Genomic DNA, 12,314 nt, shown 5'->3' with positions numbered 1-12,314 from the left:
GTGTCCTGCGCACCACGGTCCCCCCGGGGGTCCCGCAACCGAACATACCTCCCCCACCTGGGCAAATAATGACTTTGACCCCCCATAGGCCCGCCTTGCAGGGCGGTCCGGGAGGTGCACTGGTGCGGACGCGGGTCGTCCGTGCAGACTGGGCGTCCTGGAACGGGTGCGAAGGGGGCGGCGCAACCATGTCTGAACCCGAATTCAGCGCCACCGGGGTACGCATCGAGCGGTGGCCGCGCTCTTTGACGACGGCCGGCGAGGTCCGCATCGAGGACGGCCGGCTGGCCCTGCTGACCAGCTACGGCCGGGAGATCGACAGCGCCCCGGTGCGCAGCGTGCGGGCGGGCCGGCCGTGGTTCGCGGCGCGCGACGCGGCCGTCGCGACGCTCAACGGCGCCCGCTACCGGCTGACCATGGCGCAGCGCGACCGGCGGCCGGGGACCGGGCCGGCGCTGACCGGCCGTTTCCTGGAGGCCGTGCGCAGGGCGGGCGGGCGGCGGGACTGACGGGGCCTCCACCGCCGCGAGTTGCGAAGCGGTCACGTCTGGGCCACGCTGGATTGACATCACTCAGGGTGAACCGGCGGTGACGCTGTGATCCAGCCCGTCGGACACGAGCCAGCCACCCACTGGATCCGATCCTCGCCTTCTTCCGGACCTACTTCGGGGAGTCGCAGCCGTGATCAGCCAGGCAAGCAGCAGGCAGTGCGCGGTAGAGCTCCAAGCCCTGCCGTCGCGGATCGGTCAGGTCCGCAGAATCGTGTCGGCGCAACTGCGCTACTGGAACCTCGATCCCCTCATCGAGAAGGCGGCGCTCGGCGTCACCGAACTCCTCACCAACGTGCACCGGCACGCCAAGCCGGACAAGGTCTGCACGGTCGAGATCGAGTTCCTCCTCGACCGGCTCACGGTCTCCGTCCACGACCACGACCCGCGACTCCCCGCCGTCGTGCACCTGCAGGACGGGCCGGACCCGCTCGCCACGTCGGGACGCGGCCTCGCGTTGATAGAGGCGGTGAGCGAGAGCTGGGGCGCCCGCCCGCAGGGCGATTCGGGGAAGGTCGTGTGGTTCACGCTCCCCGCGCCCTCGGCCACGCCCCTCGGCATCCCGGCGACTCCGGCGTACGGGGCCGTGGGCGGCGGCGTGTTCAAGGACCCCGTGCCGTTCGGGGACGGCGCGGGGGCGGCGGAGACGGTACGCGGGCACGCCGCCGCCGTCCGGTCGGCCGTGGCGGGCTGACCGGACGGCGTCCCATCGGGACGGGCCGGACCGCGGGAAACACGGACCGCGGGAGGCGCGGACCGCCGGGGGCTCACCCGGCCGGGTCGGCGCCGAACCGCCCGCCGAGGACGGGGGGCCGTCGCCGGTACTCCTCCTCGCCGGTCTCCCCGGTCGCGAACCGCCGCCCGGACAGGGCGACGGTCCCCGGGCGGACGTCCGTCACCCGGGTGGCGCAGCGCCCCCGGCCGCCCCGCCGCACGGTGCGGCGCGGCAGCGGGACGGCCGCGACGGCGACGGCCGCACGACGGGGGAGCACGGGTTCTGTACCTACTGGTATGTACAGTGGCCGCATGACCACTTCCGAACGACTCGTCGATGCCACGCGCGAGCTGCTGTGGGAGCGCGGGTACACGGGGACCAGCCCGAAGGCGATCCAGCAGCGGGCGGGCGCCGGCCAGGGCAGCATGTACCACCACTTCGCGGGGAAGCCCGACCTGGCGCTGGCCGCCATCCGCCGCACCGCCGAGGAGATGCGCGCCGCCGCCGAGCGGGTCCTGGGCGGGGAGGGCACGGCATACGCGCGCGTGGAGGCGTACCTGCGGCGCGAGCGCGACGTGCTGCGGGGCTGCCCGGTGGGGCGGCTGACGATGGACCCGGACGTCATCGCCGACGGCGCGCTGCGCGCACCGGTCGACGAGACCCTGGACTGGCTGCGCGGGCGGCTCGCCGGAATCCTCCGGGAGGGCGTGGCGAGCGGCGAGTTCGACCGGTCCCTGGACCCGGAGCGCACGGCCGCGGCGGTCGTGGCGACGGTGCAGGGCGGCTACGTCCTCGCCCGCGCGTCGGGGTCGGCGGCCGCGTTCGGCGCGGCGGTCGACGGACTGCTGGCCCTGCTCGCGGGGCGGAGGGCGGCCTGATGCACGCGATGCAGTACGAGATCACCCTCCCCGCCGACTACGACATGGGCGTCGTCCACCACCGGGTGGCGACCCGCGGCCACCTGCTGGACGACTTCGCGGGGCTCGGCCTCAAGGCGTACCTGGTGCGGGAGCGGTCGGCGGGCGCGCCGGTGAACCAGTACGCGCCGTTCTACCTGTGGACCGCGCCCGAGGGCATGAACGCCTTCCTGTGGGGCCCCGGCTTCCAGGGGATCGTCGACGACTTCGGGCGGCCCGAGGTGCGGCACTGGGCGGGCGCCGCGTACGGCGAGGGGCCGGCGGCCGGTGCGGTGCCCCGGTACGCGGTGCGGCGGCGCGAGCGGATCGGCGAGGACGAGCGGCCCGCCGACGCGGTGGGGCGGGCGGTGGAGGCGCACGGGCGGCTCCTGCGGGAGGACGGGCTCGTGGCGGCCGCGGTGGCGGTCGACCCGCGCCACTGGGAGCTGCTGGCGTTCGCCCTGTGGGCGGGCCCGGCACCGGAGGGGGCGGGGGACGTGTTCCGGGTGCTGCACCTGTCCCAGCCCGGCCGCGCGGCGCTGCGGCGCGGCCGGCACTGGGACTGAGCGGGCGTCAGCCGACCGGGACGAGGGTCAGGTACGCCATGCCGAGGACGTCGCGGTAGCCGTTGAGCCAGGAGGCGCGCTGCCGGTCGACGCGGGCACGGGTCTCGGCGGCGGCCGGGTGGTCGGGGTGGCCCGCGAGCCACAGCTCCACGCCCTGGCGGTAGCCCGACTCGAACCGCTCCCACTCGTCCCGGTCCGCCGTCTCGATCCAGGCGGGCCGGAAGCCCGCCTCGACGGCCTCGTCGACGAGCGCGCCGAGCAGCGGGTGGTCGCCCTCGTGGGCGCCCGGCCACATCCGGGCCAGTTCCTCCGGCGCGGGAACGCGCTCCCAGAAGCCCTCGCCGAGGAGGACCCGGCCGCCCGGTGCCACCAGGCGCCGCAGTTCGCGCAGGACCGCCGCCACGTCGTACGGGCCCTCCGGGGCGCAGAGCGCCTGGCCGGCGCCCAGGCACAGGACGAGGTCGGCCGGGCCGCGCGTCGTCCCCAGGGCGGACTCCTCCAGGAAGCGGACGCGTTCGGCGAGGCCGCGCTCCTCGGCGATGCCCCGTCCGCGGGCCAGGTCCTCGCCGTTGGTGTCGACGCCGACGCCGGTCGCGCCGGGCACGGCGTCGAGGACGCGCAGCAGCAGCTCGCCCCAGCCGCAGCCGATGTCCAGGACCGTGGCGGGCCGGGCGGCGGCCAGGGAGGCGACGAGCCGCCGGGCGCGGTCCTCGGACAGCGGTCCGTGGAAGGTGAGGTGGGCGAGGCGGGGTGGGAGATCGGTTCCGGTCACGATCCGGGACCCTACGTCCCGAATGGCCCACCGGGGCGGGATTTTTCGACCACGACCCGGCGGGCGGCCTCCGGACCGCACGGCGTCCCGGCCGGAGAGCGCTCCACCGCACGGCGCCTTGCCCTGCGGTGCGTCGACTCCCTGGCCGCCGCCCGGCGCACCACCGCACGACCCTCGCCGTACGACCCCTTCGCCGCACGACCCCTTCGCCGCACGGCCTCTCGTCACACGGCCTCTCGCCGCACGGCTTCCCGGCACACGTCGGCTCAGCCGTGGGCGAGGGGCCTGCCGAGTGCGGCGAGCGGGTCGTCGAGGACGGGCTGCCACGCCAGTTCGGCGGCGCCCGCGAGGCTGTTGTGGTCCAGGGTGCAGCCGAGGATGGGGACGCCACCGCTGCGCCCCCACAGGCTGCGGTCGGCGACGACGGCCCGGAGCCGTTCGGGGTCGGCGGCGAGCAGTTCGCGGTGGAGGCCGCCCAGGATGATCCGGTCCGGGTTGAGGATGTTCACCAGGCCGGCGAGACCCAGCCCGAGCCGGTCGACGAGCTCCTCGACGGCCACCCGCACCCCCGGGTCGCCGGGCTCGTCGCGGAGCAGGTCGCGGCACTGCTGGAGCAGGGACACCTCGGGGCCCGGTACGCGGCCGGCGGCGGTGAGGAAGGCCAGCGGGTCGGTCTCGACGTCGAGGCAGCCGCGGCTCCCGCAGTGGCAGGGGCGGCCCGCCGGGTTGACGGTGAGGTGGCCGACCTCCAGGGCGAGGCCGGAGCTGCCGGTGTGCAGCCGCCCGTCGAGGACGAGGGCGCCGCCGACGCCGCGGTGGCCGGTGGCGACGCACAGCAGGTGCTGGGCGCCGCGGCCGGCGCCGTGCCGGTGCTCGGCCAGCGCGGCGAGGTTGACGTCGTTGCCGGTGAGGGCGGGGCCGTCGATGCCGGCGGCGTGGACGAGGTCGGCGAAGACGTCCCGTACGGGCGCGCCGGCGGGCCAGGCGAGGTGCAGCGGGTTGAGGGCGGTGCCCTCCGGCTCGGCGACCGCGGACGGTACGGCGAGTCCGGCGCCCACGCAGCGGCGGCCGCTGTCGCGCAGCAGCCCCGCGCCCGCCTCGACGACGGCGGCCAGGACCTGCGCGGGGTCGGCGGTGACCTCCACGCAGCCGGGCGCGGTCGCCACGATCCGGCCGCCCAGGCCGACGAGGGCGGCGCGGAACCCGTCGGCGTGGACCTGAGCGGCGAGGGCGACGGGGCCGTTCTCGTCGACGGTCAGCCGGTGGGAGGGCCGGCCCTGGGAGCCGGCGGCGGCGGGGCGCGAGTCGACGCGGATCAGACCGAGGGCCTCCAGTTCGGCGGCGACGGCGCCCGCGGTGGCCCGGGTGACGCCCAGTTCGGCGGTGAGGACGGCACGGGTCGGAGCCCGGCCCGTGTGCACCAGTTCCAGCGCCGGGCCGAGGGCGCTGCGGCCCCTGTCGAGCCGTGTCCGGGTCGTCGTCGCCTTGCCGTTCATGGGGGCGAGTCTCCCATGATCCGGCACGCCGGCCGCCCCGGTGGGCTGTTTCGGCCGCCCTGCGACGGGTACTGCGGGCAGCGGTGGCGCGGGAGGCCGCGCCCTCCGCGCGAACGGGCGGGACCGGGTCGAGGAGGCCCCCATGGCACTCTCCGGCGACGAGCGGGCGACGGTACGGGACCTGCTCGCCGAACACGGCCGGACGTACGCCGAGGAGGCGGGCATCCGGCTGAGGGACACGCCGCAGCCGCTGTACGAGCTGCTGGTGCTCGCCCACCTGCTGAGCGCCCGCATCCGCGCGGCGACGGCGGTGGCGGCGGCCCGGGCCCTGTTCGACGCCGGGATGCGGGACGCGCGGCGCATGCGGGACGCCACCTGGCAGCAGCGGGTGGACGCCCTCGGCCGGGGCGGCTACCGGCGCTACGACGAGCGGACGTCGACCCAGCTCGGCCGGGCGGCGGAGTTCGTACTCGACCGGTACCGCGGTGATCTGCGGCGGCTGCGCGAGGAGGCCGGGGGCGAACCGGGGCGGCTGCGGGAGCTGCTGCGCGAGGTGCCGGGCATCGGCCCGGTCGGCGCGGACGTCTTCCTGCGCGAGGTGCAGGGGGTGTGGCCCGCGACGGCGCCGTACCTGGACGGCAAGACGCTGGACGGGGCGCGCCGCCTGGGGCTGCCGGCCGACCCGGCGGAGCTGGACCGGCTGGTGGGCAGGGAGGAACTGCCGTCGCTGGCGGCGGCGTTGGTCCGCGCCGCGCTCGACCGCCATGTGGTGGAGGACGTCGAGGAAGCCCACGCGCGCCGTGCCACCCGGGCGTGACCGGTCACGTCCCCGGGGGATCCGGATGACCACCCGCGACCGCGGCGGACTGCCGCTGCCCGACTTCGACCATCCGCCCGTCGGCGCGTCGGGGTCACGCACCAGGCCGCTCCAGGCCGGCGAGCCGGACCGGCCGCTGCGGTACGAGCACCGACACGCCGACCGCACGCGGGTCGTCCGGCTGCCCACGTCCCGCAGGCACCGACCGGACGAAGGGGCCGAACCGACCGGGGGCGGCCCCTCGGCGTTCCACCCGGAGCAGGCGGGCCACGCGGCGGGCGGTCCGCCGGTGTCACCGGCCACGCCGCCCCAGCCACCGAGCCCGCCACCCCACGGCACCCCGGACCACCCGGGGGCAGGACGAAGGGCGACCGGAGCGTGCGAGCGGCGCCCGTCCTGGCCCGGCGAGTGAGGCGGGGGCGCACACCCGACTCGGGCTCCAGACCCCCGGCGAGTGAGGCGGGGGCGCACACCCGACTCGGGCTCCAGACCCCCGGCGAGTGAGGCGAAGGGGCGCGCGGCCGCCGAAAGGGAGAGCGCGCGCAGGTCCCGACGAAGGAGGGACCGAGCACGGTCGACCGTCGACGGTCGCACCAGGCGCCCCGGAGCCGAACCGAGCCCTGAAGAAGAAGCGGGACCGAGCACGGTCGACCGTCGGCGGTCGCACCAGGCGCCCCGGAGCCGAACCGAGCCCTGAAGAAGAGGCGGGACCGAGCACGGTCGACCGTCGGCGGTCGCACCAGGCGCCCCGGAGCCGAACCGAGCCCTGAAAAAAGAGCGCGCGCACCGTGGTTTGTGGTGAGGGGCCGCAGGCCCCTATCCTGACTTTGTGCCGCTACTAAACAAACTCACCTCCACCCCCCGGGAGGCCGTCGGCAAGGACCCCGCCGCCCCCTCCCTGTCCCGCCTCCGTACCGCCGTCACCCTCTTCTTCGCCCTCGACGGGTTCCTCTTCGCCGGCTGGGTCGTCCGCATCCCCGCGATCAAGCAGCAGACCGGCTCCTCGGCGAGCGACCTCGGACTCGCCCTGCTCGGGGTCTCCGCCGGGGCCGTCGTCACCATGACCCTCACCGGGCGGCTGTGCCACCGCTTCGGCAGCCACGCCGTCACCGTCGGCGCCGCCGTCCTGCTGTCGCTGAGCATCGCACTGCCGGCGCTCACCCACTCGGTGCTCGCGCTCGGCCTCGTCCTGCTGGTCTTCGGCACCGCCTACGGCGCGATCAACGTCGCGATGAACAGCGCCGCCGTCGAGCTGGTCGCCGCGCTGCGGCGGCCCGTGATGCCCGGCTTCCACGCCGCGTTCAGCCTGGGCGGCATGGTCGGCGCCGGGATCGGCGGCCTCGTGGCGAGCGGCCTCTCGCCCGCCGCGCACCTGCTCGGGCTCACCGTCGTCGGCCTGCTCCTGACGGCCGTCGCCGGCCCCGTACTGCTGCGCCACCCCTCCCCCGCGCCGCCCGAGGCCCTGCCCGCCGCGCCCGTCCCCGGGCGGCGGATGGACGGCCGATCGCGCCGCCTGGTCACCCTGTTCGGCGTGATCGCCCTGTGCACCGCGTACGGCGAGGGGGCCCTGGCCGACTGGGGCGCCCTGCACCTGACGCAGGACCTGCACGCCCACCCCGGTGTCGCGGCCGCGGGGTACTCCCTGTTCGCGCTGACCATGACCGCCGGGCGGCTCTCCGGTACGGCGATGCTGGAGCGGCTCGGCCAGACCCGGACGCTCGTCGCGGGCGGCGCGGTGGCCGCGGCGGGCATGCTGCTGGGCGCGCTGGCCCCCACGGTGTGGGCGGCGCTCCTCGGGTTCGCCGTGACCGGCCTGGGCCTGGCGAACATCTTCCCGGTGGCGGTGGACAGGGCGGGCGCCCTGGCCGGGCCCGCCGGGGTGGCGGCCGCGTCGACGCTGGGCTACGGCGGCATGCTGCTGGGCCCGCCCGTGATCGGGTTCCTCGCGGACTGGTTCTCGCTGCCGGCCGCGCTGACGACGGTCGCGCTGCTGTCCGCCGCCGCGGCGGTCATCGGCCACCGCGCCCGCAACGCCACGGTCACCAGGGCCTCTGAGTAGCCGTACTCAGGCGCCCGCCGGCGCCCGCGGCACACGATGGGGGCTCCCCTCCGACCAAGGGAGCACCCCATGAAGCCCATCGGCCCGTCCGGTACCTCTCCGCGCGGCCTCGTCCGGCTGGCCTTCGGCAACGTCGCCTCCGGCGCGTACCTGGCGATCGTCGCCGTGGTGACCGCGCTGGTCGTCCACGACCTGTGGTTCACCGACCACGAGGACGCGTCCTTCGCCGCCGTCGGGCTCATCGCGGTGGCCTCGCCGACCATGCCGGTCGTGTTGGCCGGCGGGACGCTCGGCGGTGACGCCCTGCTCGGGTCGGCGGGGTTCTTCTGGGCGGCGTTCGCCGTGTCGGTGCTCGTCCAGTCCCTCGGGGTCGGCGCGCTCGCCCGGATGGCGACCCGCGCGCGGCGCCACGAGCCGCGCACGCACGGCGGTTGAGTGCCGGAGCGCGATGGCAGAATTCCGACATGGACACTGCCGAGCACATCAAGCACCTCGTCCGCGAAGGCCAGTTGCTGGCCGACGCCGCCGAACTGGCCGGTTCCCACGCGGAGGTCCGCACCTGCCCCGGCTGGGAGGTGCGGCACCTGCTGCGGCACATCGGCATGGTGCACCGCTGGGCGACCGCGTTCGTCGCCGAGGGGCACACGTCGTACCGCCCCGGGGGCGGCGAACCCGACCTCGACGGCGCCCCGCTGCTGGACTGGTACCGCGAGGGCCACGACCGGCTCGTCACGGCGCTGACCGAGGCGCCGGACGCCCTGGAGTGCTGGACGTTCCTGCCCGCCCCGTCCCCCCTGGCGTTCTGGGCCCGCCGCCAGGCGCACGAGACGACCGTGCACCGCGTGGACGCCGAGTCGGCGCTCGGCCTGGTGGCCGGCCGGTCACCGGTCGGGCCGGAGCTGGCCGCCGACGGGGTCGACGAGCTGCTGCGCGGCTTCCACGGCCGGGCCACCAGCCGTGTCCGCGCGGACCGGCCCGGCACGCTCCGGGTCCGCGCGACGGACACCGGCGACGTGTGGACGGTCCTGCTGTCCGCCGACGCGCCCCGTACCACCCGCACGGCCGACGGCCCGGCCGACTGCGAGCTGACGGGCCCCGCCGAGGCCCTGTACCTCTCCCTGTGGAACCGCCTGCCCGCCGGCTCGCCCGCCGTCACGGTCGCGGGCGACGACCGCCTGGCCCTGCTGTGGCGGGAGACCTCGGCGGTGACGTGGTGACGCGGCGCGCCGGGCACGGGGCCGCGGTGGGTCAGCCGAGCCGGCCCGGGCGGACCGGGCCCGGCTCGTAGGCGAGGACGACGGGCCGGGCGCGGAACCCGGCCCGTACGAGGGCCCGGTCGTCGGCGAGCAGGACGCGGATCACGGGCCCCTGCCGGCGAGCGGCGGTACGGCCCGTATCCGGAAGCCGCCGTCGGGGCGCGCTCCGGCGTCAGCCGGACGTGGTGGTCGCGGCCACTTCCCGCGCCGTACGGACCGGTGGCTTCCCGGCCTGGACGTACCGGGCCCGGCACCGGCACCGCCCGCCCCGGCCGGCGCCGCCCGCCCCGGTGGTCCGGTCCTCCGGCTCCCGCCGCGGCCGTTCCCGCACGGCCGGCTCCGGCCACGGCTGTTCCGCGCGGTCGACCCCCGCCGCGGCTGCTCCCGCGCGACCGGCCCCCGCCACCGCTACGGCTGCTCCCGCACGGCCGGCTCCGGCTCCCGCTCCTGCGGCTCCGTCCGCCCGCGGCGGTCCAGCGCCTCCAGGGCGCGGCGCGCGACGGTGTTCGTCCGGACGATGCCGGCCAGTGTCGTCGCGCCCCGCGTGATGTCGGTGAACGCCCGCCACGCCGGGCGCAGTCCGGTGATCGCGGCGTGCAGCAGCCCCGGGCGCCGCGCGAACGCGGCGAGCATCCGCCGCCCGACCGCCATCTCGACCCCCAGCCCGGCCTTGATCGCGAAGGCGTAGTTCAGCGCCTGGCGGCGCGCCTCGACCGCGTCGTGCGCCTCGGCGATCCGCACCGCCCACTCCCCCGCGAGCCGGCCGGACCGCAGCGCGAAGGAGATGCCCTCACGCGTCCAGGGCTCCAGCAGCCCGGCCGCGTCCCCGCAGACGATGACCCGGCCGCGGGAGAGCGGCGAGTCCTCGCTGCGGCAGCGCGTCAGGTGCCCGGAGGAGACGGCCGGCTCGAAGCCGGCGAGGCCCAGCCGGGCCACGAAGTCGTCCAGGTACCGCTTGGTCGCGGCGCCCTCCCCGCGCGCGGAGATGACGCCGACCGTCAGCGTGTCGCCCTTGGGGAACACCCAGCCGTAACTGCCCGGCATCGGCCCCCAGTCGATGAGGACCCGCCCCGCCCAGTCCTCCGCCACGGCCTGCGGCACCGGGATCTCCGCCTCCAGGCCGAGGTCGACCTGGTCGGTCTTGACCCCGACGTGCGCCCCTATCCGGCTGGCGCTGCCGTCCGCGCCGACCACCGCCCGCGCCAGCACCGTCTCGCCGTCGGCGAGGACGACCGCGACGGTACGCCGGTCCGGTACCGCGGCGCCGTGCTGCTCGACCCGCGTGACGGCCGCGCCCGTGCGCACCAGGGCGCCGGCCCGGCGGGCGTGCTCCACCAGTCCGGCGTCGAACTCGGGCCGGTTGATCAGCCCGAACAGCATCCGCTTCGAGCGGCGGGTACGGGCGAAGCGGCCGTTCAGGGAGAACGTCACGGCGTGCACCCGGTCCCGCAGCGGCAGTTCGAAGCCGGGGGGCAGCGCGTCCCGCGACGGGCCGATGATGCCGCCGCCGCACGTCTTGTACCGGGGCAGTTCCGCTTTCTCCAGGAGCAGCACGCGGCGGCCCGCGACTGCCGCGGCGTAGGCCGCGGACGCTCCGGCCGGCCCCGCGCCGACCACGACGACATCCCACACGTTCTCGCTGCTCACGATGTGCTTCCGCTCCCGGTCCCGACCCGTGATCCACGCTCTCGTCCGCATCCTACGGGGCTCCGCCCCGAGCCTCCTGTGCGAGGATCGGACCTGCGTTCGCCGCGCACCCCGTGGCGGCGCCCGACATGTCGATTCCGCACCCACCAGGAGCGTGACCATGACCGCCCAGCCGATCGCCGAGCCGATCGCCGCCACCGTCGCCTCGCTGATGTCCCGCGCCAAGGCGGAGCTCACGGAGCTCGTGGCGTTCCGGTCTGTGGCGGATCCGGCCCAGTTCCCGCGCAGCGAGTGCGAGGCGGCCGCCGCGTGGGTCGCGGACGCGCTGCGCGCCGAGGACTTCACCGACGTGTCGGTGTTCGACACCCCGGACGGCAGCCAGTCCGTGTACGGCTACCTGCCCGGCCCGGCCGGCGCCCCGACCGTGCTGCTGTACGCCCACTACGACGTGCAGCCGCCGCTCGACCCGGCCGGCTGGGACACCCCGCCGTTCGAGCTGTCCGAGCGGGACGGCCGCTGGTACGGGCGCGGCACCGCCGACTGCAAGGGCGGCTTCATCATGCACCTGCTGGCGCTGCGCGCCCTGAAGGCGAACGGCGGCGTCCCGGTCGGCGTCAAGGTGATCGTCGAGGGCTCCGAGGAGCAGGGCACCGGCGGCCTGGAGCGGTACGCCGAGGCGCACCCGGACCTGCTGGCCGCCGACGCGATCGTCATCGGCGACACCGGGAACTTCCGCGTCGGCCTGCCGACGGTCACCGCGTCGCTGCGCGGGATGACGATGCTGCGCGTCCAGGTCGACACGCTCGCCGGGAACCTGCACTCGGGGCAGTTCGGCGGCGCCGCGCCGGACGCGCTGGCCGCCCTCGTCCGCGTACTGGACTCGCTGCGCGCCGAGGACGGTTCGACGACGGTCGACGGGCTGGCGTCGGACGCCGAGTGGCAGGGACTGCAGTACACGGAGGAGGACTTCCGGCGGGACGCCAGGGTGCTGGACGGTGTGGACCTGATCGGTTCCGGCACCATCGCCGACCGGCTGTGGGCGCGGCCGGCCGTCACGGTGATCGGCATCGACTGCCCGCCGGTCGTCGGGGCCACGCCGTCCGTGCAGGCCACCGCCCGCGCCCAGATCAGCCTGCGCGTGCCGCCCGGCCAGGACGCCACCGAGGCGACGAAGCTGCTCACCGCGCACCTCCAGGCGCACACCCCGTGGGGTGCGCGGGTGACGGTGGAGCAGATCGGGCAGGGCCAGCCGTTCCAGGCGGACGTGGCCAGCCCCGCGTACACGTCGATGGCCCAGGCGCTGGCCGTGGCGTACCCGGGCGAGGAGATGCAGGCCGCCGGCATGGGCGGGTCGATACCGCTGTGCAGCACGCTGGGCGCGCTGTACCCGCGGGCGGAGATCCTGCTCATCGGGCTGAGCGAGCCGGAGGCCCAGATCCACGCGGTGAACGAGAGCGTGTCACCCGGGGAACTGGAGCGGATGTCGGTCGCGGAGGCGCTGTTCCTGCGGAACTACGCGCTGTCGAAGCAGGGTTGAGCTCT

Annotated in this window: 14 protein-coding genes; 10 read left to right on the top strand and 4 right to left on the bottom strand. The window is 76.2% G+C overall.

Features of this window, described 5'->3' with window-relative positions; translation table 11 throughout:
- The first annotated feature begins 188 nt into the window (after positions 1-188).
- On the top strand, positions 189-509 hold the full coding sequence (locus IE106_RS26125) for a hypothetical protein (protein WP_189537674.1): 321 nt from the start codon (positions 189-191) through the stop codon (positions 507-509).
- Between the two features lie 172 nt (positions 510-681).
- Positions 682-1,242, top strand: coding sequence for an ATP-binding protein (locus IE106_RS26120; RefSeq protein WP_189537673.1), 561 nt, complete (start codon positions 682-684; stop codon positions 1,240-1,242).
- 73 nt (positions 1,243-1,315) lie between these two features.
- Here the strand turns inward: IE106_RS26120 and IE106_RS26115 are convergent, their stop codons facing one another.
- Positions 1,316-1,540: a hypothetical protein gene (locus IE106_RS26115; RefSeq protein WP_229840775.1), complete on the bottom strand. Its 225-nt coding sequence runs from the start codon at positions 1,538-1,540 to the stop codon at positions 1,316-1,318.
- A gap of 34 nt (positions 1,541-1,574) precedes the next feature.
- Here IE106_RS26115 and IE106_RS26110 point away from each other — a divergent pair, with 34 nt between their 5' ends.
- Together IE106_RS26110 and IE106_RS26105 are read left to right on the top strand one after the other, a co-directional pair.
- Entirely contained in the window at positions 1,575-2,141 is a 567-nt protein-coding gene (locus IE106_RS26110) for a TetR/AcrR family transcriptional regulator (RefSeq protein WP_229840774.1), read from the top strand.
- Positions 2,141-2,725, top strand: a complete 585-nt coding sequence (locus IE106_RS26105; protein ID WP_189537670.1) for a DUF4865 family protein — start codon at positions 2,141-2,143, stop codon at positions 2,723-2,725. The genes IE106_RS26110 and IE106_RS26105 overlap by 1 nt, the downstream gene beginning before the upstream one ends.
- A 7-nt stretch (positions 2,726-2,732) precedes the next feature.
- On the opposite strand, the gene IE106_RS26100 is transcribed toward IE106_RS26105, so the two are convergent.
- Positions 2,733-3,497, bottom strand: coding sequence for a cyclopropane-fatty-acyl-phospholipid synthase family protein (locus tag IE106_RS26100; RefSeq protein ID WP_189537669.1), 765 nt, complete (start codon positions 3,495-3,497; stop codon positions 2,733-2,735).
- A gap of 266 nt (positions 3,498-3,763) precedes the next feature.
- Complete coding sequence (locus tag IE106_RS26095; RefSeq protein WP_189537668.1) at positions 3,764-4,993, bottom strand: ROK family protein; 1,230 nt, start codon at positions 4,991-4,993, stop codon at positions 3,764-3,766.
- Between the two features lie 142 nt (positions 4,994-5,135).
- Here IE106_RS26095 and IE106_RS26090 point away from each other — a divergent pair, with 142 nt between their 5' ends.
- From IE106_RS26090 to IE106_RS26075, 5 genes are all read left to right on the top strand, one after another.
- On the top strand, positions 5,136-5,810 hold the full coding sequence (locus IE106_RS26090; RefSeq protein ID WP_189537667.1) for an HhH-GDP family DNA glycosylase: 675 nt from the start codon (positions 5,136-5,138) through the stop codon (positions 5,808-5,810).
- Between the two features lie 25 nt (positions 5,811-5,835).
- Entirely contained in the window at positions 5,836-6,222 is a 387-nt protein-coding gene (locus IE106_RS30520; RefSeq protein WP_229840773.1) for a hypothetical protein, read from the top strand.
- A 417-nt stretch (positions 6,223-6,639) separates the two neighbouring features.
- Positions 6,640-7,869 (top strand): MFS transporter, encoded by a 1,230-nt coding sequence (locus tag IE106_RS26085; RefSeq protein WP_189537666.1) that lies wholly within the window; start codon positions 6,640-6,642, stop codon positions 7,867-7,869.
- A 69-nt stretch (positions 7,870-7,938) separates the two neighbouring features.
- The gene (locus IE106_RS26080) at positions 7,939-8,304 is read left to right on the top strand and encodes an SCO4225 family membrane protein (protein ID WP_189537665.1); all 366 of its coding nucleotides are present in this window, start codon (positions 7,939-7,941) and stop codon (positions 8,302-8,304) included.
- A 29-nt stretch (positions 8,305-8,333) separates the two neighbouring features.
- A complete protein-coding gene (locus IE106_RS26075; protein ID WP_189537664.1) occupies positions 8,334-9,086 on the top strand; it encodes a maleylpyruvate isomerase family mycothiol-dependent enzyme in 753 nt (250 codons plus the stop codon).
- A 447-nt stretch (positions 9,087-9,533) separates the two neighbouring features.
- On the opposite strand, the gene IE106_RS26070 is transcribed toward IE106_RS26075, so the two are convergent.
- Positions 9,534-10,772: a geranylgeranyl reductase family protein gene (locus tag IE106_RS26070; protein WP_506004946.1), complete on the bottom strand. Its 1,239-nt coding sequence runs from the start codon at positions 10,770-10,772 to the stop codon at positions 9,534-9,536.
- A gap of 160 nt (positions 10,773-10,932) precedes the next feature.
- On the opposite strand from IE106_RS26070, the gene IE106_RS26065 reads away from it, so the two are divergent.
- Positions 10,933-12,309, top strand: coding sequence for a dipeptidase (locus IE106_RS26065; protein WP_189537662.1), 1,377 nt, complete (start codon positions 10,933-10,935; stop codon positions 12,307-12,309).
- Positions 12,310-12,314 lie beyond the last annotated feature (5 nt).

This window comes from Streptomyces roseolilacinus, assembly GCF_014649335.1.
In the GTDB taxonomy this organism is placed as follows: domain Bacteria; phylum Actinomycetota; class Actinomycetes; order Streptomycetales; family Streptomycetaceae; genus Streptomyces; species Streptomyces roseolilacinus.
The sequence above is the reverse complement of the archived record's forward strand: the minus strand, read 5'-3'. Positions and strand labels throughout refer to the sequence as shown.